General features: G+C 55.2%; 17 protein-coding genes and 1 pseudogene. 8 read left to right on the top strand and 10 right to left on the bottom strand.

Going from position 1 to position 24,527, the window contains the following annotated elements; translation table 11 throughout:
- The first annotated feature begins 105 nt into the window (after nt 1–105).
- From EU557_RS21520 to EU557_RS21540, 5 genes are all read left to right on the top strand, one after another.
- On the top strand, nt 106–1,035 hold the full coding sequence (locus EU557_RS21520; protein ID WP_135532552.1) for a homoserine kinase: 930 nt from the start codon (nt 106–108) through the stop codon (nt 1,033–1,035).
- 33 nt (nt 1,036–1,068) lie between these two features.
- The gene (gene thrC, locus EU557_RS21525; RefSeq protein ID WP_135532553.1) at nt 1,069–2,376 is read left to right on the top strand and encodes a threonine synthase; all 1,308 of its coding nucleotides are present in this window, start codon (nt 1,069–1,071) and stop codon (nt 2,374–2,376) included.
- Between the two features lie 56 nt (nt 2,377–2,432).
- A complete protein-coding gene (locus EU557_RS21530; protein ID WP_135532554.1) occupies nt 2,433–3,110 on the top strand; it encodes a c-type heme family protein in 678 nt (225 codons plus the stop codon).
- A 112-nt stretch (nt 3,111–3,222) separates the two neighbouring features.
- Complete coding sequence (locus EU557_RS21535; RefSeq protein WP_135532555.1) at nt 3,223–4,050, top strand: toxin-antitoxin system YwqK family antitoxin; 828 nt, start codon at nt 3,223–3,225, stop codon at nt 4,048–4,050.
- A gap of 55 nt (nt 4,051–4,105) precedes the next feature.
- Entirely contained in the window at nt 4,106–5,371 is a 1,266-nt protein-coding gene (locus EU557_RS21540) for a protoporphyrinogen/coproporphyrinogen oxidase (RefSeq protein WP_135532556.1), read from the top strand.
- 150 nt (nt 5,372–5,521) lie between these two features.
- Here the strand turns inward: EU557_RS21540 and EU557_RS21545 are convergent, their stop codons facing one another.
- The 3 genes from EU557_RS21545 to EU557_RS21555 all read right to left on the bottom strand — a co-directional run bounded on the left by EU557_RS21545 (nt 5,522) and on the right by EU557_RS21555 (nt 7,098).
- Nucleotides 5,522–6,292 (bottom strand): exodeoxyribonuclease III, encoded by a 771-nt coding sequence (locus tag EU557_RS21545; RefSeq protein WP_135532557.1) that lies wholly within the window; start codon nt 6,290–6,292, stop codon nt 5,522–5,524.
- 62 nt (nt 6,293–6,354) lie between these two features.
- Nucleotides 6,355–6,714, bottom strand: coding sequence for a hypothetical protein (locus EU557_RS21550; protein ID WP_135532558.1), 360 nt, complete (start codon nt 6,712–6,714; stop codon nt 6,355–6,357).
- 3 nt (nt 6,715–6,717) lie between these two features.
- Nucleotides 6,718–7,098, bottom strand: coding sequence for a carboxymuconolactone decarboxylase family protein (locus EU557_RS21555; RefSeq protein WP_135430064.1), 381 nt, complete (start codon nt 7,096–7,098; stop codon nt 6,718–6,720).
- 206 nt (nt 7,099–7,304) lie between these two features.
- Between EU557_RS21555 and EU557_RS21560 the strand changes: the two genes are divergently transcribed.
- A complete protein-coding gene (locus tag EU557_RS21560; RefSeq protein WP_135532559.1) occupies nt 7,305–8,012 on the top strand; it encodes a ComF family protein in 708 nt (235 codons plus the stop codon).
- A gap of 106 nt (nt 8,013–8,118) precedes the next feature.
- Here the strand turns inward: EU557_RS21560 and EU557_RS21565 are convergent, their stop codons facing one another.
- Nucleotides 8,119–9,375 (bottom strand): SUMF1/EgtB/PvdO family nonheme iron enzyme, encoded by a 1,257-nt coding sequence (locus tag EU557_RS21565; RefSeq protein ID WP_210116106.1) that lies wholly within the window; start codon nt 9,373–9,375, stop codon nt 8,119–8,121.
- Nucleotides 9,376–9,442: 67 nt separating this feature from the next.
- Nucleotides 9,443–10,456 carry a PorP/SprF family type IX secretion system membrane protein gene (locus tag EU557_RS21570; protein ID WP_167855304.1) on the bottom strand — a complete coding sequence of 338 codons (1,014 nt, stop codon included), beginning with the start codon at nt 10,454–10,456 and terminating at the stop codon, nt 9,443–9,445.
- 364 nt (nt 10,457–10,820) lie between these two features.
- Between EU557_RS21570 and EU557_RS21575 the strand changes: the two genes are divergently transcribed.
- Complete coding sequence (locus tag EU557_RS21575; RefSeq protein WP_135532561.1) at nt 10,821–13,901, top strand: AsmA family protein; 3,081 nt, start codon at nt 10,821–10,823, stop codon at nt 13,899–13,901.
- A gap of 124 nt (nt 13,902–14,025) precedes the next feature.
- The gene (locus EU557_RS21580; RefSeq protein ID WP_135532562.1) at nt 14,026–14,865 is read left to right on the top strand and encodes a DUF4382 domain-containing protein; all 840 of its coding nucleotides are present in this window, start codon (nt 14,026–14,028) and stop codon (nt 14,863–14,865) included.
- Between the two features lie 102 nt (nt 14,866–14,967).
- Here EU557_RS21580 and EU557_RS21585 read toward each other — a convergent pair whose 3' ends face one another.
- The 5 genes and pseudogenes from EU557_RS21585 to EU557_RS21600 form a co-directional block, all read right to left on the bottom strand.
- A complete protein-coding gene (locus tag EU557_RS21585) occupies nt 14,968–17,970 on the bottom strand; it encodes an Ig-like domain-containing protein (RefSeq protein ID WP_245326347.1) in 3,003 nt (1,000 codons plus the stop codon).
- Nucleotides 17,971–17,982: 12 nt separating this feature from the next.
- Nucleotides 17,983–18,429, bottom strand: a pseudogene (locus EU557_RS26140) (Ig-like domain-containing protein); the annotation flags it as partial.
- Nucleotides 18,430–19,024: 595 nt separating this feature from the next.
- On the bottom strand, nt 19,025–22,009 hold the full coding sequence (locus EU557_RS21590; protein WP_167855305.1) for an Ig-like domain-containing protein: 2,985 nt from the start codon (nt 22,007–22,009) through the stop codon (nt 19,025–19,027).
- Nucleotides 22,010–23,240: 1,231 nt separating this feature from the next.
- Nucleotides 23,241–23,861 carry a thioredoxin family protein gene (locus EU557_RS21595; RefSeq protein ID WP_135532565.1) on the bottom strand — a complete coding sequence of 207 codons (621 nt, stop codon included), beginning with the start codon at nt 23,859–23,861 and terminating at the stop codon, nt 23,241–23,243.
- 96 nt (nt 23,862–23,957) lie between these two features.
- Entirely contained in the window at nt 23,958–24,461 is a 504-nt protein-coding gene (locus tag EU557_RS21600) for a DinB family protein (RefSeq protein WP_135532566.1), read from the bottom strand.
- Nucleotides 24,462–24,527 lie beyond the last annotated feature (66 nt).

A 24,527-nucleotide genomic window follows, 5' to 3' on the forward strand; every position in this document is an offset into this window, starting at 1 on the left:
CGAAGCATCTCTACCTCTGGCTAACTTCTAACGTGAGGGCGAAGCGGTAGAGATGCTTCGACTTCGCTCAGCATGACGGCCCTTTGATTATCGACTTGAACACCTATGAACTTCTCTGATTCTGTTACCGTGCTGGCTCCGGCCACTGTGGCCAATGTGGTATGTGGGTTTGACGTGCTGGGCTTCGCGCTGAGCGAACCAAACGACACCATGCACCTGCGCCTGACGGAGCAGCCGGGCGTAACCATCATCAACGAAGACAACTACGACCTCCCCACGGAACCTACCCGCAACGTGGCCGGGGCCGCGCTACTGGCGCTGCTGCGGGCCGTGCCGGAGCCAGTGGGGGTAGAAGTGCGCATCAACAAAGCCATCAAGCCGGGCAGCGGCATTGGCAGCAGCGCCGCCAGCGCGGCGGGGGCCGTAGTAGGGGCTAACCGGCTCCTGGGAGAACGATTCAGCAAGACTGAGCTGGTAGACTTTGCCATGTATGGCGAAGAAGTAGCCTCCGGGGTGCGGCACGCCGACAACATTGCGCCGGGCATTTACGGGGGCGTCACGCTGATCCGGGCCACTACGCCGCTGCCGGATATCGTGCCACTGGCGGCACCGCCCTTGTTTGTGACGGTGGTGCATCCACAGATTGAAATTAAAACCTCGGATGCCCGGCAGATTCTCAAGCAGGAAGTGCCACTTAAGGATGCTATTCGGCAGTGGGGCAACGTGGCGGGACTGGTGGCAGGCTTGCTACAGTTGGACTACGACCTGATTGGCCGCTCCCTTGAAGATGTGATTATTGAGCCGGTGCGTAGCATTCTGATTCCGGGCTTTGCTGAAGTGAAGGAGCGCAGCCGCGAGGCAGGCGCGCTGGGCGGCGGTATCTCTGGCTCAGGCCCGTCGTTGTTTATGCTGAGCCGGGAGGAAGCTACGGCGCAAGCTGTGGAGGTGGTGATGCGGGAAGTATATACTGCCCTAGGCCTCGACCATCATACCTATCTGACGACCATTAACCAGCAGGGCTGCCGGATTTACTAGCGGCCTAGCCACTTCACCTTACTGCTTTCTCGCATGCGTTACTATAGCCTCAACCGCCAAACCGAATCCGTTGATTTCCGGGCCGCCACAATAGCAGGCCAAGCTCCCGATGGGGGCCTTTACTTTCCTGAAACCATTCCGCGCTTTCCGGCGGGCTTTGTGGAACGGCTTCCAGAGCTGAGCCAAGCGGAAGTGGCCTACACGGTGCTGCAGCCTTACGTGGGCGACACCATTCCCGAAGCAGAGCTGCGCCGCATCTGCGCGGAGGCCGTGGACTTCCCGTTTCCGCTGGTGCCCGTTACCGACCACATCAGCGCCTTGGAACTGTTTCATGGGCCTACGCTGGCCTTCAAGGACGTAGGGGCGCGGTTTATGAGCCGGTGCCTGGGTTACTTTTCCCGCCACGAAACACGTCCGGTTACGGTGCTGGTGGCTACTTCCGGTGATACCGGTGGGGCAGTAGCCAGCGGGTTTCTGGGCGTGCCAGGCGTGGAGGTAGTTATCCTCTACCCTTCCGGCAAGGTGAGCCCAGTGCAGGAGCAGCAGCTCACGGCGCTAGGCCAGAATATCACGGCCCTGGAGGTAGACGGCAACTTCGACGACTGCCAACGGCTGGTGAAGCAGGCGTTCCGGGACACGGAACTGATGAGCCGGCGCCGCCTCACCTCTGCCAACTCCATCAACGTGGCCCGGTGGCTGCCCCAGCAGGTGTATTACTGCTATGCCCTAGCCCAGTGGCCTAGTATAGCCGCGCCGCCCGTGGTGGCGGTGCCTAGCGGCAACTTTGGCAACCTGTGCGCGGGGCTACTGGCCTACGTGTCGGGGCTGCCAGTGGCGCACTTTGTGGCAGCTTGCAATGCCAACGATGCGGTGCCCGCTTACCTGCGCTCGGGCAATTACTCCGCCCAAGTCGCCGTGGCCACGCTTTCTAACGCTATGGATGTAGGCGACCCCAGCAACTTCGGGCGCATTCTGGAGCTGTTCGGGCACGAGCACCCCGTCATTCAGCAACTCCTGACGGGTTATTCCGTGTCGGATGCTGATACGGCCGCTACCATCCAGCGAGTGTACGAGCAGACGGGGTATCTACCTGATCCGCACGGGGCGGTAGCTTACTTCGCTTTGGAAGACTACCTGAGTCAGAACCCGGAGGCGCGGGGCATCTTCCTGGAAACGGCCCACCCGGTGAAGTTTCCGGAAGCTGTGGAGCCAGCCACCGGCCAGCCGGTGCCGGTGCCAGCCGCGTTAAATGAACTCCTGCGTAAGCCTAAGCACAGCATTACGCTGCAGCCGGAGTATGAGGCGTTGCGGGCGTTCCTGCTGGAAAAGGTAGTGGCCTAGGATGACATTTCTGGCGGCTGGCTGTTACCTTTTCGCCTCCATTTGCCACCCGCCTTATGCGTACTATCCTCCGCGCCGCCCTGCTTTGTCTGCTGCTCCCCGCCTGCCGCCCCGACCAGATTGAGCATCTCAGCAACACCAAAGAGCTGGCCGTGGAGGCCGAGAACTGGCAGGTGAAGCGCATCATGCCCGCCGATTTACTCCGGGCCACCCGCTGGGGCGGCGACTCCTTAACTAATACCGCCGACCGGGAGCTACGCCGCATACTGGCTGAAAAGCTTCAGGAAGGCGGGGTGGCCGCGGCCCTGCCCTACTGCCGCCCCATGACCTTCCTTGAAGTTGATTCAGTGGCGAAAGTGCTGCAGGGCTCGCTGAGTTGGGTGAGCCCGCGCCCACGCAACCCCGCGCACCGGGCAACTCTAACGCCCGCAGAGCTGGTACCCACCGACACGGCACGCCGCGTGGCCCGGCTCTCGGCGGAGGAATTCACCTACCAGCGTCCCGTGGTGCTGAATGACGCGCTGTGCCTGCGCTGCCACGGCACCGTCGGTCAGGATATCAAGCCCGCCGATTATGCCCTCATCAAAAAGCAATACTCCCAAGACCAAGCTACGGGCTATAAGGTGGGCGATGCCATGGGGGTGTGGCGCGTGAACCTGAAGCGAGCGGGCGTAGCGGAGTTGTACACCATGAAGACGCGCAAGATCATGAAGAAGCGCAAGCCGCTTTTTTAGCGTCTGGTATTGTTCGCCCCTCCCGCATGCCACTGGCCTAGACGGCCGCTTGTACCTCGGCAACATTCTATTATACCTGAGCGTCTCTATTATCTCAACTGTACACTATGCTATGGGGCACCGCTTTACTACTTGTATACTAGCTGGGTTGCTGGCCTCGCTAGCCAGCGTGCCTGTACAGGCACAGAAGCAGCGCGCTGCCGCGCCTGATTCTACCGCGCCACCCTCCTACCGCCTCTCCCAGTATTACCGCGTGCTGGGCCGAGATAGTGCGGCGTTCTTTTACAGCCAGGACTATGAGCTGACGCTACCAGGTTGTGCCGTTATTTGGCGGGAGGCCAAGGTAGATAGCGCTACAGGGCGCTTCCGGGGCTTTGTGCGCGACTACTGGCTCAACAACACCAAGCCTGCTCTCAAGGGGGCCTACAATGCAGCAGGGCGCAAAGAGGGGCCTTTCGAAATTTACCATCCAGACGGGACGCTGGCCGCTAGTGGCAACTACCGCAACGGCCGCATGATTGGCAACTGGGCCTACTGGTATCCCTCGGGCGCAAAACGGCAGGTCCTGAGCTTCGGCGACGGCAGCCTGCTGCTGGTGCAGCAATTTTGGAATGAGGCGGGCGAGCAATTGGCCACGAACGGCAACGGCACGTGGTACCGGGTAGAAGAAGGTGTGTGGATGGGAGGGCCAGTACTCAACGGTATGCCTGAAGGCCGATGGCTGGTGAAGGAGGTGAAAGAGGTAAAGGGCCAGCAGAAAATTTTAGCCCAGGAAAACTTCCGGAAAGGCCGGTTCTCCAGCGGTATGATCAGGGGCACGGGCCTGTACTACACCAACCAGTCTACCATTTATATCACTGACTGGGACAACTATAGTCAGGCCGAGCAGGTTAAAATCCAGCCGGCCTGTACGCCTAAAAGCCCGCAGCCCGCGCCTTAGTTACGTTGCTACTTAACTGCTGGCACGAATACCACTGCCATCTTACTCTCTTCTAATGTCTTCTTCCGCTCCTATAGTTATCATCGGGGCCGGCATGGCCGGGCTGGCCTGCGCCTGCTACCTCCACCGCGCTGGCCGTCGGGTGCTGGTACTCGAAGCCAGCGACGCCGTTGGGGGCCGCGTCCGGACGGATATCACCCCCGAAGGCTTCCGGCTGGATCGGGGCTTTCAGGTGTTGCTCACTAAGTACCCCGAGGTACAGCATCTCATTGACTACGGGGCTCTTAATTTGAAAGCCTTTCGCTCGGGAGCTGTTATCCGGCTCGCTGATGGCCGCGAAACAACAGTGCAGAACCCGCTGCAGAAACCTACTGCGGCCTTTACTTCCCTGCTTTCGCCCATTGGCACCCTAGAAGACAAACTCCGCATTCTGAGCCTGACGCGCCATGTAAGCCAGTACACCAGCGGGCAGCTTATCAGCCGCAACTCCACCAACACCCAAGACACTCTCGCGTTTTTGCGAGAGTATGGCTGGAGCGAGCAGATCATCGACAACTTCTTCCGGCCCTTCTTCGGCGGCGTGTACCTGGACCGTAGCCTGACCACGGCGGCTAACTTCTTTGAGTTTGTGTTCCAGCAATTTGCCCAAGGTGATGCTGTTGTGCCCGCTTTGGGCATCCAGCAGATTCCGGAGCAGCTTGCCCAACGCTTGCCTGCCGGCACCATCCGGCTTAACTCGCCCGTGGATGCCATCAACGGCAACACCGTGCGCCTCTGGACCGACGAAACCATTGAGGCGGCTGCCGTGGTAGTAGCCGTAGATGGCGAAGCCGCCAAAAAGCTTCTACCCCCTTCTGATGAGGCGCCCGCCACTACCTGGCGCCGCACTACCTGCACCTATTTCGCGGCCCCTCACTCCCCCGCCCGCCACGATAAGCTGCTGCGCCTCAATGCCGCCCCCGATGCGCTGGCGCATAATGTGAGCTTCTCCTCGGATGTTTCCCCCGACTATGCGCCCTTCGGGCAAACGTTGGTTTCAGTTAGCACTCAGGGCGAACATGGCCTAGCCGAAGAGGAGTTGACGGGCCGTCTGCTTCAGGAGCTTACGGCTTGGTTTGGCCCGCAAGTGAGCCAATGGCGCCACCTGCGCACCTACTTCATTCCGCAGGCGCTGCCCGTGTACGCGGCCGGCCAGCCTGCCCGCCAAACCCTGAAAGTTGCCGATACCCTTTACCGCTGCGGCGACTACACCTCTTACCCCTCGCTCAACGCCGCCATTGCTACCGGCCGTGAGGTGGCGGAGATGTTGCTGGCCGGGTAGCCCCTTACATAGCACGGCATCCTGAGTGCAGCGAAGGATCTTGTCACGGGAGCACGAGGCGCTAGGCCAGTTGCTTCAACGCAATAAGATCTTTCGCTGTACTCAGGATGACGTGCTACTTGGGTTAAGTGCGCCACGTAGGGCCACTGCCTAGCTGCTGAACTCCACCAGTGTGGGGCAGTGGTCGGAGTGCACTACGTCGCGCAGCAAATGAGCTTCATGCACGCGCGGCACCAGTTCTTTATCTACCAGTAAGTGGTCGAGGCGCCAGCCTACGTTGCGGGCGCGGGCGCCGGCACGGTACGTCCACCAAGAATAGTGGCCTACGGCGTCGCCGTGGTGGTGGCGGAAAGTGTCCACGAAGCCATCTTGCAGGAAATCGGCGAACCACTGCCGCTCCTCGGGGGTGAAGCCGGGGCTTTGCTGGTTGGCCTTGGGGTTATGCAGGTCGATGTCGCGCTGGCAGCAGTTGAAGTCGCCTCCAATAACCAGCGGCGGGGCTCCGGCTGCCTGCAGTTCCCGCACGTAGCGCCGGAAGAAGTGCAGCCACTCTACCTTAAACGCCTGTCGCTCGGGGCCGCTGGTGCCGGAGGGCATGTATACGTTCAGCACCGAGCAGTCGGGGAAATCAAGCCGTAGCACCCGGCCCTCGTCATCGTAGAGGGCCGTGCCGCAGCCATGCACCACATTCAGCGGCACTTGCTTGCTGAACGTGGCTACCCCACTGTAGCCGGGCTTTTGTGCCGGATGCAAGTAGGCGTGGTAGCCCATAGCCTCAAACCCCGACACATCCAGCGGCTCCCGCCCAGCCTTGATTTCCTGCAGACACAGTACGTCCGGATTAGCCTCGCGCACCCAGTCTAGCAGCCCTTTACTTAGCGCGGAACGAAGCCCGTTAACGTTGTAGGAAATGATTTTCACTAAAAACAGCTCTATAGCCCGTCATGCCTCAACAAGCTCGACATGACGGGCTAGTAAACAATTTATTCGTCCTCCTGCGCGTCGAAGTACTCCAGCACGTGCCACTTGAGCATGCGCTCCTGCTCCTTTAGGTTGGCGAAGGGCACAGGGCGCACTAAGCGGTAGTGGGGCCAACCTTCCTCGTCGACGTGGTCGAGCTCGTAGTAGCCGGAGTAGCTGAAGATTTTACAGGTGGCAATGTGCATTAGGTCCTGCTTCTGCTCCTTGGTGAAGGGGCCGGCACCCTGGCCTAGCTCCTGCACACCGATGAGCAGAAGCAGCGCATTCATGTCGGGCTTCTTACCGAACCGCTCGCGCATCTGGTTCATCAGTTCCCACCAGCGCTGCTCAAACTGCGCTTCGGTTTCCTCTGGATTCAGCATGGCCTAGGCCTGGTGCTCGGCGTGAATGGGGGCCGGCGTGGCCGACTCTTCCTTCAGGGCCTCCCAATATTCCACGGCACGGCGGAAGTGCGGAATCACGATGCTGCCCCCAATGAGGTTGGCAATGGCAAATACCTCGTACACCTCTTCATCCGTGAGTTTTTCCTCGTAGCACTTGCCGAGGTGGTACTTGATGCAGTCGTCGCAGCGCAGTACCATGGAGCAGGCCAGGCCTACAATCTCCTTGGTTTTCACCGACAGCGCGCCTTCCTGGTAGGTATTCGTATCGAGGTTAAAAAACCGCTTAATGACCTTATTATCGGCCGCCATGATCTTTTCGTTCATGCGCTGGCGGTAGTCATTGAATTCGGTGACGAGGCTCATAAGTAGTCCGTAAGTTCAGAGTGAAGGAAAAGACGATAACTAGAGCACTAGGCCACTATCGGCCGCTGGGTGCTTTTCATTACCGTATTTAAAACTTAAAATTAGGGAGAAGTTCACCAGCATAAGTACCCCGCTGCGGAAGATGCTCGTCTGCTTCAGGTTAGCTACTCGTGTTTTTATATCTCCGCTCGCTTCTATCTCCCGATATGCCTATTCCGGCGCTGCTATCCGACTTCGTTTCGCTGCTGTTCCCGCGCGTGTGCCTAGCCTGCGATGAGCCCTTGGCGCGGGGCGAAGATCATATCTGCACTCACTGCCGTGCCCAACTTCCCTACACCGACTATCACAAGCTGCCGCCCGCCGAGAACCCTCTGGCCCGGCGCTTTTGGGGTAAGCTACCCGTTAAGCACACGCTGAGTTACCTGCGCTTCCTGCGCCATGGACGTGTGCAGCACCTGTTGCATCAGCTGAAGTACCAAGGGCAGCAAGATGTAGGTCGGGTGCTAGGCCACTGGTATGGGCAGGAGTTGCTGGAAGCCGGGTTTGCTCCTGAATTCGACATACTTGTGCCCGTGCCGTTACACCCGCGCAAACTGGCCAAGCGCGGCTACAACCAAGCCGACAGCTTTGCGGAGGGTTTGGCTACTGGCCTAGGCCTCCCCTGGCACGCCACGGCTTTGCGCCGCACCACCCACACCTCCTCCCAAACTCGCAAAAACCGCCTCCAGCGCTGGCAAAATGTAGCCACCGTGTTTGAAGCTGCCGACTCGGCTGCAGTGGCTGGTCAACGTGTACTTGTTGTGGATGATGTTCTCACAACTGGGGCTACGCTAGAAGCTTGTGCGGCAGCACTATTGGCAGCTGGTGCCGCAGAAGTTAGCATAGCTACCATCGCCACTGCCGACCGACAGTAGTACAGACTGGCTTGGCACGCTGGTGCTTCTCATGATTATACAAAACAAGAGAGCCACCCCTTGCGAGGTGGCTCTCTTGTTTGGATCAATTACGAAGCCGTAGTTCTTATTTGTTGGAACCGGCGTTGATCATAGCGCAACGGAAACCGATGGTAGCCGTGGCTGAATCTTCGGCCATGAAGCGGCGCGTACCGGGCGAGAGCCAGTAGGCCACATCGCGCCAAGAACCGCCTTTGTACACGCGCACGTGGTCGTCGATGAGTGACTGGTAGCCTTTCTTGTCGTACTTCTCCGAAGGGTCGAGGAAGCCGTTACGACGGAAGGGGTTCAGGTCTTCCACATCTTCAAACGAGAGCGGACGGTAGATGTCCTGTACCCATTCGTTTACGTTACCAGCCATGTTGTACAGGCCGTAATCGTTCGGTGGGTAGGCATACACGTACTCCGTGATCATAGCACCGTCGTTGAGCGAGCCAGCAATACCAGCATAGTCACCGCGGCCACGCTTGAAGTTAGCCAAGAACTGGCCCATCTTCTTGCCGTAGGAGTTCCGCACCTGGCGGCCATCCCATGGGTAGATGCGCTTGTTCTCCTGGTTCTCGTTGCCAGTTTCCTGGGTACCGATCAGCGACTGCGCAGCGTATTCCCATTCAGCCTCCGTGGGCAGACGGTAGTTAGGCAGCGTGTTGCCGTTTTCGATGGCAATTTTAGACTTGCCACCGTCTTCTGAAGTACCTTCAGCTGCGGCACCGGCATCCGCCTTCTTCTTACGCTTGAACAGGCCACCGCCGCCGCTGCTGCCGCTGTCATCAGCGTCGCCAGCTAGGCGCTCGTTTACCTTAGCCGTACGCCAGGTGCAATAGTCGTTAGCCTGCAGCCAGCTTACACCCACTACAGGGAAGTAGCGGAAGCCGGGATAACGCAGGTAATAATCTACGTAGGGGTCGTTGAACGACAGCTCGCGGGCCCATACCGTGGTGTCAGGCAAAGCTGACAGGTAGAACTCCTCGGCCGAGTCCTTCCGCACAAAGTGCAGATACTCGAGCCAGTGGATGTTGGCCACCTCGGCTTCGTCCATGTAGAACGAGGCCAGCGTAACAGTACGCTCGAGGTTGTCGTGGGTCATGGCAACGTCCTCTTCGGCGGAGCCTAGAACGGTACGACCACCTTCGATAAACACCAGACCGGGTCCATCGGGAATGCCTTGGTAGTCCGCGACTTTCATTCCTTCCTCGGTGTTGTACTCAATGCCCGTGGTGGAGCTGTACTTACCGGGTTTCTGGGCCGTAGGCGGACCGCCTTTGCAGGCTGCCAGCGCGCAGGCGCCAACTACAGCAAAGCGCAGGTACTTGGAGAAATTCATGATTGAGTTGAAACTACCTGTGAGAAAAGGTTTTAGATAAGGCAAGTTGCTGCAATGATACGGCTTTTCAGAACGCCGGACAAGGAATTGACGGGTAATTCCGTCGTTTTAAACGTCGCCAAGCGGCTTCCAGCATGTCAAACTCTCGAAGGCTCAAAGAAATTTCATGAGCACCTCCTAAATCAGCACTAAACTGACTCAAACTCACATCGTAGCTATAACCGAGCCGAAAACTACCAACGCTCAACCCCGCAATAGCCGTCAGAATCTGCTGCGGATGGCTAGAACCCGGGAGTGGAATGCCCCGGTAAACCGCTCCCAGCGTAATGGGCGTCGCAGTAAAATACAACCCGGCCTCTGCCCGCTGCGACCCTCCTTGGTGGGTGTAAGATGCGGTAGGAGAAAGGCTAATTTCTCTGAACTCCTGCTTAACGTTGGTCTTGAGAAAATAGTATTTATACCCGCCCTGAAAATTTAAGCGCAACGGTAGTTGCGTTTGGGTCACGAAGCCTAAATCGGGCTGGTTGATGTGGTGTGCCGAGGCCCCTACCCAGAACTTATCAGTATAGAGCAGCCCCCCCACGCCCGCCGTGAAATAATGCACCGGCTTATAGTCTACCACTTCCAGCGTTTGGTCGCGTATTATCCCGTCATCGGAAAGCTGGTCGCCGAAGACTAAGTTGCCATAGCTCACGCGCTGCAAGCCGTAACTTACGGAGGCGCCCCCGCTTAAACTCAGTTGCTCCGTGAGGCGGGCATGATACGCGTACACGCCACCCGCCTGAAACCGCGTATAGCCAATGCCGCCAGTCCGGTCATAATTCACCAACAGGCCTACGGCACTGCGCTGGTCACGGAGGCGGTAGTCGGCAGCTAACTGGCTGGTCTGGAAAGTGCCGGCTAGAGTAGGAAACTGGTTGCGGTAGCTGAGCGTGAGGCTGTAGTCGTCGAGCAAGCCTGCGTAAGCAGGGTTTTGGTACATGCGCGTGGCATAGGGCTGCGCGAAGTACAAATCCTGCGCCTGCGCGGCCCCGCCCATTCCTAAGCCTATAGTTACCAGAGCTGTTAGCCGTCGGAGCATGGAAGAAGAAACGGAGTACAATCGATGGGGGCGCATACCGGGAAACTCTAACGCCCAAAGCGGGTCTTTGGTACGGCCGCTAGGCCACTTCACGGAACTAAAGTGGCCAATTCTTTCATCTTTAATAGTAGTCTCTCATTCTTTAGGAGGCAAATAAATAGGGCTGTACTCTCATTTGGCTCTAAGCCAGTACGGTATTAGCCTATTTTTGCACTTGGCTAGTTGCAACGAAGACGGATGTTTTTACCTCTGTTAAACGTTCGGTAACCTCAGCAGTCAACGATTGTCGTTTACTTGTTGCCGTCTAGGCCATATGCGGCCCAGCCTTTGCAGTGGCTCCTATCGTCTCCTTCCTTTTATCTATATGCGTAAGTTTTTTCTTGGCCTCCTAATTTTTGTGGTGGTGCTGGTAGCCGCCCTGGCCGCCGCGCCTTTTCTATTCAAAGACAAAATCAGGCAGGCCTTCGACCAGCAGCTGGCTCAGCGCGTGAAAGCCAAGGTGCAGTACGACCCCGGCAACGTGGACGTGACCTTACTGAGCACTTTCCCCAACCTTTCCCTGCGGTTAGATCAGCTCCGCATTATTGGGCAGGACTCCTTCGCTCGCGATACCCTGGCCTACCTGCCCCGCCTTGATGTAGGCCTAGACCTAATGAGCGTAATCAGCGGCGACCAGATTAAGATCAAAAATGTAACTCTGGAGCAGCCCGATATTAGTTTGCGGGTACTCAAAAGCGGGCGCGCCAACTGGGACGTGTTCGTGTCTGACTCGGCGGCCGCTTCTAAAGGGCAGGATACTACCGCCGTGAACCTGGCAATTAAGGGGTGGAAGATCAATGATGGCCACCTGCGCTACGACGACCGCAGCATTCCGTTTTCGATGGAAGCCCGCCACGTGAACCACACTGGCTCCGGCGACTTCGAAAGTAATGTGTTTGACATGGTGAGCCAGACCACCGCCGAGCAGTTCACCATGAACTACGATGGCACTGATTATATCAGCAAGAAAAAGCTGACGGCCGACGTGACCATGGCCATGAACCTGGAGAAGATGCTGTTCACCTTCAAAGACAACAAGGTGCAGCTCAACGATTTCCCGGCCACCTTCCAGGGCACTGTAGGCCTGCCCAATGCCACCGACATAACCTACGACCTGACCTTCAAGGCGCTGGAAACCGACTTCAAGAACATCCTGAGCTTGGTGCCTGGTGCTTACACCGAGCAGTTTAAGGACATGAAGGCTGAGGGTACTGTAGCATTCGATGGCTACTTCAAGGGCGTGCAGAATGCCCTCAAAATGCCCGGTTACGGCGTGAACCTGCAGGTGAAGAACGGCACGTTCAAGTACCCCGACCTTCCCCAAGCAGCCCGCAACATCAACGTAGACATGAACGTGGATAACCCTTCCGGCTTCACGAACAATGTGAAGGTAAACGTGAAGCAGTTCCACCTCGACTTGGGCGCCAACCCCGTGGACGGCAACGTGGCCATTGATGGCCTAGAGCCCATGAAGGTAGATGGCCGCGTGAAAGCCAACGTTGACCTGGCCGAAATGATGAAGGTATACCCCGTGCAAGATTTGATTCTGCGGGGCAAGCTCTTCGTGGATGGCACTGCCAAGGGCATCTATTCTAAAACCCAGATGCCCGTGGTGCAGGCCAAGATGAACCTGACCAACGGCTACGTGAAGAGCAAGCAGTTTCCGGCTCCCATTGAGAACCTGACCCTGAATGGCACCGTCACGAACCCCACCGGCCAGCTCAACGACACCCACGTAGACATTCCGCAGTTCCGAATGCTGCTGGATGGGGAACCCTTGGAGGGCCGGGTAGCTACCCAGGGCGTAGATAAGCTGCGGTTTGATACCGATGTAAAAGGCGTAATTGACCTAACGAAAATCACCAAGATTTTCCCGCTGGAGGGCATGACCGTAACGGGCCGCCTCAACGGCGACATTGCCGCCAAGGGAAACATGGCCGACATTGAAGCCGGCCGCTATCAGACGGTAGTGGCCTCGGGCACGGTAAAGGCTCAGAACGTAACCTATAAGAGCAAAGACCTGCCCCAGGGTATGAAGGTTACCCAGGCCACGGCTACCTTCAACAACGACAAGATTGTACTGCAGAACATGACGGGCTCCCTGGGTTCGTCGGATGTCGCGGCCTCGGGCACTATCTCCAACTACATGGGCTATCTGTTTGTGCCCGGCCAGCCCCTACGTGGTACGCTCTCCGTGAACAGCAACCGCTTCAATGTGAATGAATGGATGGTAGATGAGGTATCGGCGAAACCCACGGTGGCAGCCACTGGCCAAGCTCCGGCCAAAGCCGAAGGGGTACTCCAGATACCGAAGGAGTTTGACCTAGTGCTGAATACCACCGTAGGCCAGGTGATTTACGACAACCTGAAGCTCGACAACGTGAAGGGTGCCGTGACGGTGCGCAACCAGGTAGCTACCCTCAACAACTTAACCTTCAATACCCTGGGCGGCTCCTTCGCCACCAATGGCAGCTACAGCAGCCAGAATCTGGCGCACCCCAAGTTTGATTTAGGCCTGAAGATTCAAAACCTGAACTTTCAGAATGCATTCCAAGCCTTCAACTCTATCAAAACGCTGGTACCGCTGGCTAGCAGCTTAGAAGGCGTATTCTCCACCAACTTTAACGTGAGTGGTGAGATGGGACCCGATATGATGCCCAAGTACAGCACGCTCACGGGCAAGGGCTTGTTTGAAGTGGTACGGGCCGCCGTAGCCAACTCGCCGGTGCTTAACAAGATCAGTAGCCTCACCCAATTTCAGGAGCTGAAGAGTTTTGCGGTAAACAATAAGGATGTAGCCGCCGAAATCATCAACGGCAACTTCGTGGTGAAGCCCTTCGATCTTACGGTCGGCCAGATCAAGATGACAGTGGGTGGCTCAAATAATGTGAGTACGGGTGGCCTAGAGTACGTCACGGCCCTGAACGTGCCCACGGGTAAGCTCGGCAGCCAGCTAAACAGCAAGCTCACTAGCCTAACCGGTGTTCAGAACCTGCAGGGTACCGACCGCGTGACGCTAGGCCTCAACATTGGGGGCACCGTAGCCAACCCGCAGGTGAAGCTGACGACCGGCAGCGTGAAAGCCCAGGCCAAGGATTTGGTGAGCAACATTGTGCAGGCGAAAGTGGACGATGCCAAGCTCAAGCTCCAGGCCCAGGCCAAAGTTGCCCAAGACAGCTTGCAGCGTGAGTTGCAGCGCAAGCAGCAAGAACTAGCTGAAAAGGCTAAGCTGGAGCTCGATAAAAGGCGCTTAGAAGCCCAAAGCAAGCTTCAAAACCAGGCTAAACAGGGCTTGAACAACATCCTGTTCGGGAAGCCCAAACCGCAGCCAGCTAAGCCCGCTGAAGCTCCAAAGGCGGCGGAGCCTGCCCCAGCCGCTCAGCCCGATAGCATGAAATTAAGATGATGTAAATTTTCCAACCCTCCTTTACGGAGGAGTTTGGCTAATTTCTTGTGAAACAGAGGAGCCGGTACACTATAGCGTGTGCCGGCTCCTCTGTTTTACTTCTCCTACATTTCTCCCCCTCCCAATGAAACTCCTTCGCTTACTCCCCTTGGCACTAGCCTTACCAGTAGCCCTGGCTAGCTGCAGCAAAGACAACGAATCTGCTGGTTCCTCGAAATTGGAAGTACGCCTGATGGATGCCCCCGGCGACTATCAGAGCGTGGTGCTGGATGTGCAGCAAGTAGAAGTGCACCTGCAGGATGAGGCAAACCCCGACGGTTGGCAGTTACTGCCCTTCAAGGCCCAGACCATTAATGTGCTGGAGTACGTGAATGGCAAGTCGGCTCTGTTAGTCAACACCGACTTTGCCCCCGGCGACCTGAAGGAAATTCGATTGGTATTGGGCTCTGGCAGCTACGTTATTGGCCGCGACGGCCAGCGCTATGACCTCAAGACCCCGAGCGGACAGACCTCCGGCGTTAAGCTGAAGCTGGACCAGGCTACGCTGCGCGAGCGGGAAACCTTCCAGCTCCTGCTTGACTTTGATGTAGCTAAGTCTGTTGTAGAGCGCGGCAACTGGAAGCCCGGCAACGACCGCAAAGAGCGCTACCTGTTAAAGCCGGTTGTTCGGGTGGTAGCGCAAGCTATTAAAGGTGGCCTACGCGGCACCGTAGCACCCGCCGCCGCTCTGCCGCAGGTGTTGGCCATCCGCTCCTCCATCACGGTTCCTGATACGTTTAGCACCGCCGCCGATGCATCGGGTGCTTATCAGTTGAGCGGTCTTCCATCGGGCACCTATAAAGTGCAGTTCTTCCCCAGCACCACCGCCCCCGCTAACCAGCCCGCCTATAAAGTGGTAACCCGTACGGGCATCACCGTTACGAATGAGCAGGTAACAGACTTAGGTCAGACTTCCCTGAACTAGGCGGTGTGCCAAGTAGCTAGGCCACTCCCACCACATACTGAGCGCAATAAAAAAGCCCTGGCTACATGCCAGGGCTTTTTTTGTGTAGGAGAGGAAAGTCGTCTATTGCTTAGCAATACGCTGGGTAAACTTGCCAGCCTCGCCACGTACCACCACAATGTATATGCCGCTAGGCCAGGTGCTCAGGCTCAATTGCACTACTTGGCTACCCGCCTGAATGGCGCTATACACGGTGCGGCCAGCCGCATCTACTACCGTCACTTGGTACTGGCCTACGGGCAGCGCCGTCAGGTCCAGCGTAGCGTCAGAACTAGCTGGGTTTGGCGTCACACTGATGCCAGCGTTCAGCTCGGGACGGAAGGTGAGCGTGCGCACCATGCTGTAGCTCACGGTACCGTCGGTATCTACTTGCTTGAGGCGGTAATATACCGTGCCCTTAGCCCAGACGTTGGCATCGGTGAAGCGGTACTTGGCGCCGCTTGAGGTGGTGCCGCTACCCTTTACTGTACCCACGGTAGTGAAAGCCGTGCCAGTGAAGCTGCGTTCTACCTCAAACCGGTCGTTGTGCAGCTCCGAGGCCGTATTCCAGGTCAACAGAGCAGTACCATTCACAGCTTTTGCTTCGAAGGCCACTAACTCAACCGGCAATGGACCACTGGTGCCAATGGTGTAAACCGCCGTATTAGATGTTCCGCCCAGGTTGTCGGTAGCGAAGTACGTGAAGTTGTAGCTTCCGGTAACCTTTGGATCTGGCGTGTACGACAGTTCAGACGCCTGCTCAGGACGAATGGTCTGGTTAACTGCCATTGCTACGCCGTTCAGAGTCAGGGAGCCTTTAGCAGGCAGGGTAGCTATCGTGTACGAAGCAATAGTACCATCCGCGTCGGTTGCTACCAGGGGGTTCAGCAGGGTGGTGCCCCACGTGTTGCGCATACCGGTCAGGCTCTTGTTCTGGGCTACGGGCAACTGGTTGCTGATCGGAATGGTGTAAATGGCCGTGTTCGACTGGTTGTTGTCGTTGTCGAGGGCGTAGTAGGTGAACGTAGCGTTACCTGCGTACAGCCCCGCGGGGTCGAAGGTGAGTTGGGTGAGCTGGCTCGGCAGTACCTCTACAGGCGTGGTGCCCACTTTCACGCCTGCTACATACAGTGTGCCATGCGCGGCCTGAGGCGCACTGGTGATGAAGTATTTGGTGATGGTACCGTCACCATCAGTGGCTTTGAGGGGGTTGATGCTAGTAGCCGCTGCTGCGTTAGAAATAGCCGGTGAAGTAGTGACGTCCTCTGCCAGCGGAGCTTTGTTACCCACCGGAATGGTGTAGATAGCTTCATTGCTAAGCGAGCCGCTGTTGTCGGTGGCTACGAAGCTGAAAGTAACGTTTCCGCTATAGTTGGCCGCGGGCTGATACGTTAGCTTGCTGTTGAGGGCGGCCGCAAAAGCAGTTCCTCTGATGGCTGGCTTGCCATCAACATATAGCGTACCCGAGCTTGGCAGCGCCGTAATAGTGTACGTGCTGATAGTACCGTCGGGGTCGGTAGCGTTCATGGCCGCAATACCCGAAACCGATGCGTTTACGGCTAGGCCTGTAGTGGTGGTATTGTAGGCTACTGGCACCGCATTACAGGTACCGAAATACAAGTCATCGATACCGATGTCGTTGCCGCCGCGGTCAAGTGTCAAGTTCCGGATTTCGAAGGTGGCCGTCGTGTTGTTACCGGAATACCAAACGTCGGCGTACTGCACCCACTGGTCGGGCGTTTCGGGGACTACAATAGTGCCCGAGGTAGAAGCACCATTAATCACGAAGCCTACTTCGGGGAACTTGCCGTTGGAGTTAGGCGGCAGCAAGTTGTTGAACCAGGCCGAGAAGGTGTAATACCGGTTTGGCTCTACTTTAAACGTTTGGGTGTACAACGTCCGGATGGCCGAAGTGGCGTTGATCATCATGAAGTTGTTACCATCCAGGCTGGCTGTGCCCGTGCCGTGTCCTTTACCCTGGAAGTTATAATGGTACTCGCTAGCGTTGGACCCAATGCCATAAGTAGTTTCGGGCACCAGTTCATTGCTTACACCTGGCAGGTTTTCCTTGTACTCATAGTTGGTGTTGAAACCCACGTTGCCCGACTCGAAGCTGGAGTTGGTCAGCAGGTTGGGGCCGGTAGCTGAGATACACTGAATGCGGGGGTCGTAGACGTTCAAAGACACCGTGGCGGTGCCGCACTGCGGAACACCCGTTTTGTCGCACGCCTTGTACACGAAGCTGTCGGAGCCGAGGTAGTCCGTGGCGGGAGTATAGTTGTACGAGCCGTCCGTGTTCAGCACCAGCGTTCCGTGGGCTACTGGCGTTACCAATGTTACCGTAAAGCCAGTGTTTTCGGGGTCAATGTCGTTAAGAATTACGTTACCGAAGATTTTGGTGTTCTTCTCTACCTCATTACTGTCGTCGAAGGCCGTCGTTACGTTTTTCACTTCTACCCGCACCGTTGCGCGGTTAGATGTCAGGCCGGAGTTATCCTGTACCGTGTAGGTTATGGTGCTGATACCGGCAAAGTTGTTGACGGGAACAAACGTGACAACCCCGTCGGCATCAACCGTAAATTTACCCTGCCCCGCTACAGTGCGCTCCTTCTGCAGATCCGCCACGTCGGGGTCCAGATCTACCGTGGTTTTATTGATCGTCCCGTCGCTATCCGTGTCGTTTGCCAGGATATTGACGATGGCCGTTTGATTGCGCGCAACGGTTACGATTGGGTCGTTGACGGCTGTGGGTGGGATATTGGCAACCGGTATGGTATAAGTAGCCGTGTTAGCCGACTCCAGTCCGTCGTTGTTGATGACGGTGTACGTGAACGTACGCTCGCCGGAGGTGCCATTAGGCGTAAAGCTTAGCTTGCTCCCTTCGGCAAAAGCCAGGTTCCGGGCAGCGGTAATTTCGGTGGTAGCATTCAGGAAAAGCTTACCACCAGTAGGAATGCTTTTCAGGCTGAAAGCAGTGATGGTGTTGCCCGTAGCCGGCGTACCCGACAGCGCAGCAATAGCCGTGTTAGCGGCGTTGCTAGGCATTGCCCCCGTCCGGATGTTGTTAGCGACGGGCGGAACTACCACTGTTACTGTAATGGTGGCTTGATTGGAAGCTTCCTGACTAATCGGGGTACCTAGATATCGGCCACCAACGTTACTAACAGTATACTTAATAGAAGTTTGGTACCGTGTGTTTGGTATCACAGGGTTAGGCATTGTAAACGTTACAGTCCCATTAGCATTCACTGAGAACGTTCCGCCGTTAGAAGCAGTACCAACTAACTTAACTGAGGTAGGATCAATAGCATTAGGTGCTATACCAGAAAAAAAGCCTCCGCCACTCTCATCATTTGCCAGTACATTAATAGTTACTGACTGCGAACTAATAAGAACATTAACAGCGTCGTCTACCGCATTTGGTGCCGAGGCCCAAGCAGCCATTGGTAACCCCAACAGGATACCTGTCAATCCGACTAGGCGTTTGAGCTTTTTTGCTCCTATCGGACTTCGTGCAGAAGGCGTCGCGCGGAAAAGTGTTTTCATATTGGGAAGAATTAGTGAGCATCAGCAGATCGGCCTCAACCACCTGATTGAGTGAAAATGAGGCCTTTCTTAAATTTACTACCCGTATATATGATTTTTCAGTGCTCACCCACTTTTCATTTAGCAAGCACAAAGTTTTTTATGATTTATCTTTCCCAGCCAAATTCAGTCTATAAAATGATTTAAATCATACAATTATTCCATATTCAGGATAAAAGTCCAATATGAGACTCACAATCACCTTTCCCATATAGAGAGCACAACCATAACGCCTATCCGCACCCCGATCAATTAAAATATAATTAAACTAACTTACCTCATTTTCATAGAACATAAAGGCCAGTTAGCTTCTATTCTGACTCGTTCTCTTCTATTATACTCCTGAACGCACGCAATCAACTAATTAGACCTCTACCATACCTACTTTCAGTGGAGCCTTTAGTAAAGAGACTCTGATGAGCGAGCAGCATGGTAGTTTGCTTTACTTCGTTCCTCTCATGACTGCATAGAGTGGCCTAGGCCACTTAGCTCAGCATAACAAAAAAGCCCTGGCTATGTAGCCAAGGCTTTTTTGTTACTACAGTAATTAATACCCCTACTGCTTGGCGATGCGCTGGGTGAACTTGCCAGCCTCGCCGCGTACCACTACAATGTACATACCGCTAGGCCAGCCGCCTAGGGGCAGCGACGCTGCCTGACCGCCAACATGGTTGCTGTTATATACGGTGCGACCTGTAGCATCAAAGACATGTACCTGATACTGGCCTACAGGTAGAGCGGTCAGATCAAGCGTAGCCTCAGTAGTTGCAGGGTTGGGCACTACACTAATGGCAGCCTCCTGCTTGTTGAAGGTTACCGTCCGAACGGAGCTATAGGTGGCTTCGCCGTTGGTGTCTACTTGTTTGAGGCGGTAGTATACTGTGCCGCTCACCCGGTTACGAACGTTGGCGTCGGTGAAGCGGTAGGCCACTCCAGTGCTAGTAGTGCCTTTACCTTTCACGGTGCCAACGGTTACGAAGGCTTCACCGGTAGAGCTGCGCTCCACTTCGAACCGGTCGTTGTGTAGCTCTGAGGCAGTGCTCCAATTTAGTTGAGCACTATTACCTACAGCTTTGGCCTCGAAACTCACCAGTTCTACTGGCAGGGGGCCACCAACCGGCAAAGTATAGGTGGCTACATTAGAAATCCCGCCCAGGTTATCGGTGGCGTAGTAGGTGAAGTTGAAGGTTCCCGTGGCTGACTTCGCCAGAGCATACGACAACTCACTAGCCTGCTCAGGACGGATAGTCTGGTTAGCCGCTACCAATACTCCATTCAGCGTTAAAGTGCCAGACGTAGGCAGCGTAGCAATAGTGTAAGAGGCAATAGTGCCATCAGCATCCGTGGCCACTAGCGCGCTTAGTGGCGTAGAGCTGGCCGTGTTGCGCATTGAAGGCGCCGTCTTGTTCTGGGCTACCGGCAACTGGTTGCTGATCGGAATGGTGTAAATGGCCGTGTTCGACTGGTTGTTATCATTGTCGAGGGCGTAGTAGGTGAACGTGGCATCACCCGCGTAGGTACCAGTGGGGTCGAAGCTGAGCTGGGTGAGCTGACTAGGCTGCACTGGCTGTGGTGCCGTCGTTACCCGAACCCCGCCTACGTAAAGTGTGCCATGCGCAGGATTAGGCACGCTCGTAATGACGTATCCAACGATAGTACCGTCGCCATCGGTGGCACGTAGGGGGTTAATGGGTGTAATATCCGCCGTGTTAGATATAGCCGGTGAGGTGGTCACGTTCTGAGCCAACGGGGCAGTATTGCCTACCGGGATGGTATACGTTGCCGTATTGCTAATGGAACCGCTATTGTCGGTGGCTAGGAAGGTGAACGTGAAGTTGCCATTACGACCTGCAGCAGGCACATAGGTCAGCTTACCATTCTCGGCAGGAGAATACGCTCGATCTACGACAGCCGCTACCCCATTCACGTACAGCGTACCAAAGGCTGGCAACGACTTGATGCTGTAGGAAACGATAGTACCGTCAGAGTCAGTAGCATCCATGGCGGCAATGGCAGTGGCTGCCGTGGTATTGCTCGGAATAGCGCTCGTAAGCGTATTGTTTGCTACCGGAACGGCGTTACACGTGCCGAAGTACAAGTCATCAATACCAATGTCATTACCACCCGCATCCAGAGTCAGGTTCCGGATTTCGAAGGTGGCCGTGGTGTTATCGCCGGAGTACCACACGTCGGAGTAGTTTACCCACTCGTCGGGCGACTCCTTGATAACCAGCGTACCGGAAGTCGACTGCCCGTTGATAACAAACCCTACTTCGGGCTCTTTGCTGTTCGAGTTGGGTGGCAGCAGGTTATTGAAGTATGCCGAGAAGGTATAATACCGGTTCGGTTGCACCTTAAACGTCTGCGTGTACAGCGTCCGAATGGCCGAGGTGGCATTAATCATCATAAAATTGTTGTTGACCGTAGAGCTACCGCCACGGCCATATCCGCGGAAGGCGTTATGGTAGTTATTAGCGTTGTAGCCAATGCCATAGGTAGTTTCGGGTACTAACTCGTCTCTGACGTCAGGCAGATCTTCCTTGTACTCGTAGTTGGTGTTGAAGCCAACGTTGCCATTCGTGAAGCTAGAGTTCACCAGCTGGTTGGGGCCAGTGGCGGCAATACACTGTACCGCGGGGTCATACACATTCAGGTATACCGTGGCGCTGCTGCACTGCACTGGCGTAGCCTTATCGCAGGCTTGGTAAGTGAAGCTGTCCGTGCCTAGGTAGCCTTGGTTGGGAGTATAGGTATATGAGCCGTTGGAGTTCAACGTGAGCGTACCGTGCGTGACATTTTTGCCCGCCACCAACGTTACGTTGAAACCGGTGTTCTTCGGGTCGATATCATTGAGAATCACGTTGCCAGAAACGGTCGTGTTCTTCTCTACCTCGTTGCTATCGTCGTAGGCAGTGGTTACATTTTTCACCTCTACTTTGATAGACGCCTGATTAGAAGTGAGGCCTTGCGCGTCCTGTACGGTATAGGTGATGGTGCTGATACCAGCATAGTTATTTACGGGCACAAACGTGACGATGCCGCTTGGCGCCACCGTAAACGTGCCCTGGTTTGCCAGAGCGCGGGTTTGTTGAATACCTGCCTCCTCGGGGTTCAAGTCGACGGTGCTGGCCACGATGCCTCCCTTGCCGCTGGCATCCTTGTCAATATCCGTGTCATTAACCAGCACCGAGATAGAGGCCGACTGGTTTCGCGTTACCGTTACGATGGGGTCGTTTACCGCTACTGGGGGTATGTTGGCCACCGGAATGGTATACGTAGCCGTGTTAGCTGACTCCAGGCCATCATTGTTAGTGGCAGTGTAGGTAAAGGTCAAGTCCCCAAATCGGGCTCCCGATGGATCAAAGCTCAGCTGCCCAGCTTCGGTAGCGGTTAAAGAACGGGGGGCCGTAATCTCAGTACTGTTCAGGTAGAGCTTCCCACCTAGAGGTAGAGTCTTTAGGGTATAGCTGGTTATGGTGTTGCCCGAAACAGGAGAAGCCGAGAGCGGCGAGATGGTAGTAGCATCCGCAGTACTAGGCATTACTGCCGCAAGAACATTAGTACTAGTGGGTGGAACCTGAATTTTAATAGTGTAGAGCGCCGTAGAAGATAAGTTGCCGTTAGAAGTTGCCGTATAGCTACTGCTTAGAGTACCAGCTCCAGATCCATTAGGTTGGAAATAGAAACTGTTGGCCTCTGCACTCGTAAAGGTTTGGCTTCCAGTTACTGCTGCCCCTCCAGAAGACACACGATAAAATGCCCCCAGTGTAGTAGAAGGCAAAGTCATACTGTATGTTATTGCTTCCCCATTATCATCAGTGGCAACGAAAGCGGGTAGCTTTATACGTGATCCAGTGCTGGTTACGGTTGCTGCTACGTCGCTGGCCTTAGGCGCTACATTGTTGATTGTAACGGTTACAACACTGGATGCTGGAATTGACGAGCCACCTTTACCAGACGCCTGCATCTGGTTGCCTGCTCCCTCTGGATTTTTCAGGGTGATATTTAAAGTTCGAGCGTACGCAGGATCATTCTTCTTAAAATCTCTAACTGGATACGTGATAATACCAGTACCAGAATCATACACAGGGTTGTCGGTGCCACTTACACTTGCGGGCTTTGCATTTCCAGTTAGCGTAACAGTAGATGTCTGATTACCATTACTAGTGACTTCAACGGTAAACGTGTAGGAGACAACGTCACCGGGATTGACATTAGAGGAAGCATTAGTTGGATTACGGACTAACGTGCTAGTCTGAGCTTGCACTTGCGCTACACTTAATAAGAGTAGCACCATCGTAAATGCACTTTTAAGAAACTTGGCTTGACTCCTTACAGGGTCTCCCCATTTTTGTATTCGGAAAGGTGTTTTCATACGAATGAATTAGGATGGACAAGTGGTAGATACTGCCGGCTTTTCCCGCAGATAACTAGGTCAAAACTAATGCGATAAGTGTAGTTTTTCAAGAAACAAACCTGATTCCAACTTTCATCGCATTAGCATATTTCCATTTTTGCAAATCTATCTCCCATTCTGAATATATTTCATAATATTTTCATCTAAGCAACTCAATCGCTTCAAAAGATGGGAATAAAGCGCCTCACATTATTTTATACTACTTCCTACTGCCGCATTTTCACACCATAAACTATACGATATTTTTTATAATTATATTTGTAATATCTAACACACAGCAAAACAAAAGCCCATGCACAATTACTGTACATGGGCTAGTGGCTTACCAAGAATTTACTGTTGGCTAGGCCCCTATTTAGGCTAAGCTTTTCACTAGGGTTAACAGCTCACGTTGCGTAGCCTGAGTTTTATTTTGGGCGTACCATGCATGTACTTTCTCAGCGTACTCTTCGTGAGTGGCACCGCTGTTTTTTAAGCTCAGGAACAGTGCTTGAGCTTCAGCAGGGCGAGGGCCCCACTGGGCAACCTCTGCTAGCGTTTCGGCATTTAAAACCACCAGCTTAGGAATGGAGCGGCCACCATTGGTGAGGTAGCGGTCCATCAGGTCTAGGTTTTCATCGCGCAGGAAGTAGTGCGTGCTGAAGAGCCCGTTGCTTGCTTGGGCCACAGCTTCGAGCACAGGCACAATTTGGGCGGCATCACCGCACCAGCCCTCCGTCAGAATCAGCCAGGCGTAGGGCTGTTTCAGGTTTTGCACCGCTTCGCGCAGCTCGGGCAATACTTGCACCGTTTTATCAAGGCGCTGCATGCGCTGCACGTTGAGGTGCGTATAGTGGGTCAGCATTTCTGACTGCTGAATGCCGGTAGTTTTACCCTGCGCCTGCAGCTCATCAATGAGCTTACGATAGGCGCCATAGGAATAAGCAGTAGCAAGGCGCTCCGGCGCGACCACCGGAGCCAATGTGTTGGTAGACATAGAGGTCAACTAGAAGTTACAAATGCTATAACAACAAAAAACCCTTTTCGGTGGCATGGCCACTCGAAAAGGGTTTTGTTTGCTCGTAGACCAGTTCTAGAGGCTGGGCACATCGGCCGCGGCGGCCTTTGCCGATAGCTCACGGCAGTAGGTGATGAAGTCGGTGTTGATGGGCTCCAGGCCGTTCAGACGCAACTCCCGGGCTACCTGTGCACGATGGTAGTTGGCGTGCACGGGCACGTGGGTCATGATATCTGATACCTGGCTGGTGTAGCCCTCCCCAATGGAGTTGGTATAGGTAATCAGGCGCTGCAGCTCCGCATCGTCGGCCGAAATGCCGTACTGATGGAAGCGCTCCGAAGTTTGCTCGTGCCAGTGGTGCAGGGTAGCGAGGTCGTGCTCCTGCCACACTTTCACTGGGCTGGGCGTGTTGGTCAGGCGCCCTAGCCAGATAGCTTGGGCATTGAGCACGTGGCTGAACAAGCGCAGGGCACTAGCAGGAATGGTAGCGCCACCAGCTACTAGGCCATCCAAATGGCGCAGTAGGGTTTCGTTCGCCCACACGTTGTAGGCTCCCAGCTTTTCATTGGTGTTGATCATGGGTAAGAAAGTAACGGGGGTAATGAAGTGATGAGGTAGAGAAGTCGGATGCAGTGTTGCTTCATC

Origin of the sequence: Hymenobacter wooponensis, from assembly GCF_004745865.1 — a bacterium.
Taxonomy (GTDB): Bacteria; Bacteroidota; Bacteroidia; order Cytophagales; family Hymenobacteraceae; genus Hymenobacter; species Hymenobacter wooponensis.

Coding starts and splice junctions, on each gene's coding strand:
- EU557_RS21520 (WP_135532552.1), top strand. CDS start 106: ATGAACTTCTCTGATTCTGTTACCGTGCTGGCTCCGGCCACTGTGGCC.
- thrC (WP_135532553.1), top strand. CDS start 1,069: ATGCGTTACTATAGCCTCAACCGCCAAACCGAATCCGTTGATTTCCGG.
- EU557_RS21530 (WP_135532554.1), top strand. CDS start 2,433: ATGCGTACTATCCTCCGCGCCGCCCTGCTTTGTCTGCTGCTCCCCGCC.
- EU557_RS21535 (WP_135532555.1), top strand. CDS start 3,223: ATGGGGCACCGCTTTACTACTTGTATACTAGCTGGGTTGCTGGCCTCG.
- EU557_RS21540 (WP_135532556.1), top strand. CDS start 4,106: ATGTCTTCTTCCGCTCCTATAGTTATCATCGGGGCCGGCATGGCCGGG.
- EU557_RS21550 (WP_135532558.1), bottom strand. CDS start 6,714: ATGCTGAATCCAGAGGAAACCGAAGCGCAGTTTGAGCAGCGCTGGTGG.
- EU557_RS21555 (WP_135430064.1), bottom strand. CDS start 7,098: ATGAGCCTCGTCACCGAATTCAATGACTACCGCCAGCGCATGAACGAA.
- EU557_RS21560 (WP_135532559.1), top strand. CDS start 7,305: ATGCCTATTCCGGCGCTGCTATCCGACTTCGTTTCGCTGCTGTTCCCG.
- EU557_RS21565 (WP_210116106.1), bottom strand. CDS start 9,375: ATGAATTTCTCCAAGTACCTGCGCTTTGCTGTAGTTGGCGCCTGCGCG.
- EU557_RS21570 (WP_167855304.1), bottom strand. CDS start 10,456: ATGCTCCGACGGCTAACAGCTCTGGTAACTATAGGCTTAGGAATGGGC.
- EU557_RS21575 (WP_135532561.1), top strand. CDS start 10,821: ATGCGTAAGTTTTTTCTTGGCCTCCTAATTTTTGTGGTGGTGCTGGTA.
- EU557_RS21580 (WP_135532562.1), top strand. CDS start 14,026: ATGAAACTCCTTCGCTTACTCCCCTTGGCACTAGCCTTACCAGTAGCC.
- EU557_RS21590 (WP_167855305.1), bottom strand. CDS start 22,009: ATGCCTAGTACTGCGGATGCTACTACCATCTCGCCGCTCTCGGCTTCT.
- EU557_RS21595 (WP_135532565.1), bottom strand. CDS start 23,861: ATGTCTACCAACACATTGGCTCCGGTGGTCGCGCCGGAGCGCCTTGCT.
- EU557_RS21600 (WP_135532566.1), bottom strand. CDS start 24,461: ATGATCAACACCAATGAAAAGCTGGGAGCCTACAACGTGTGGGCGAAC.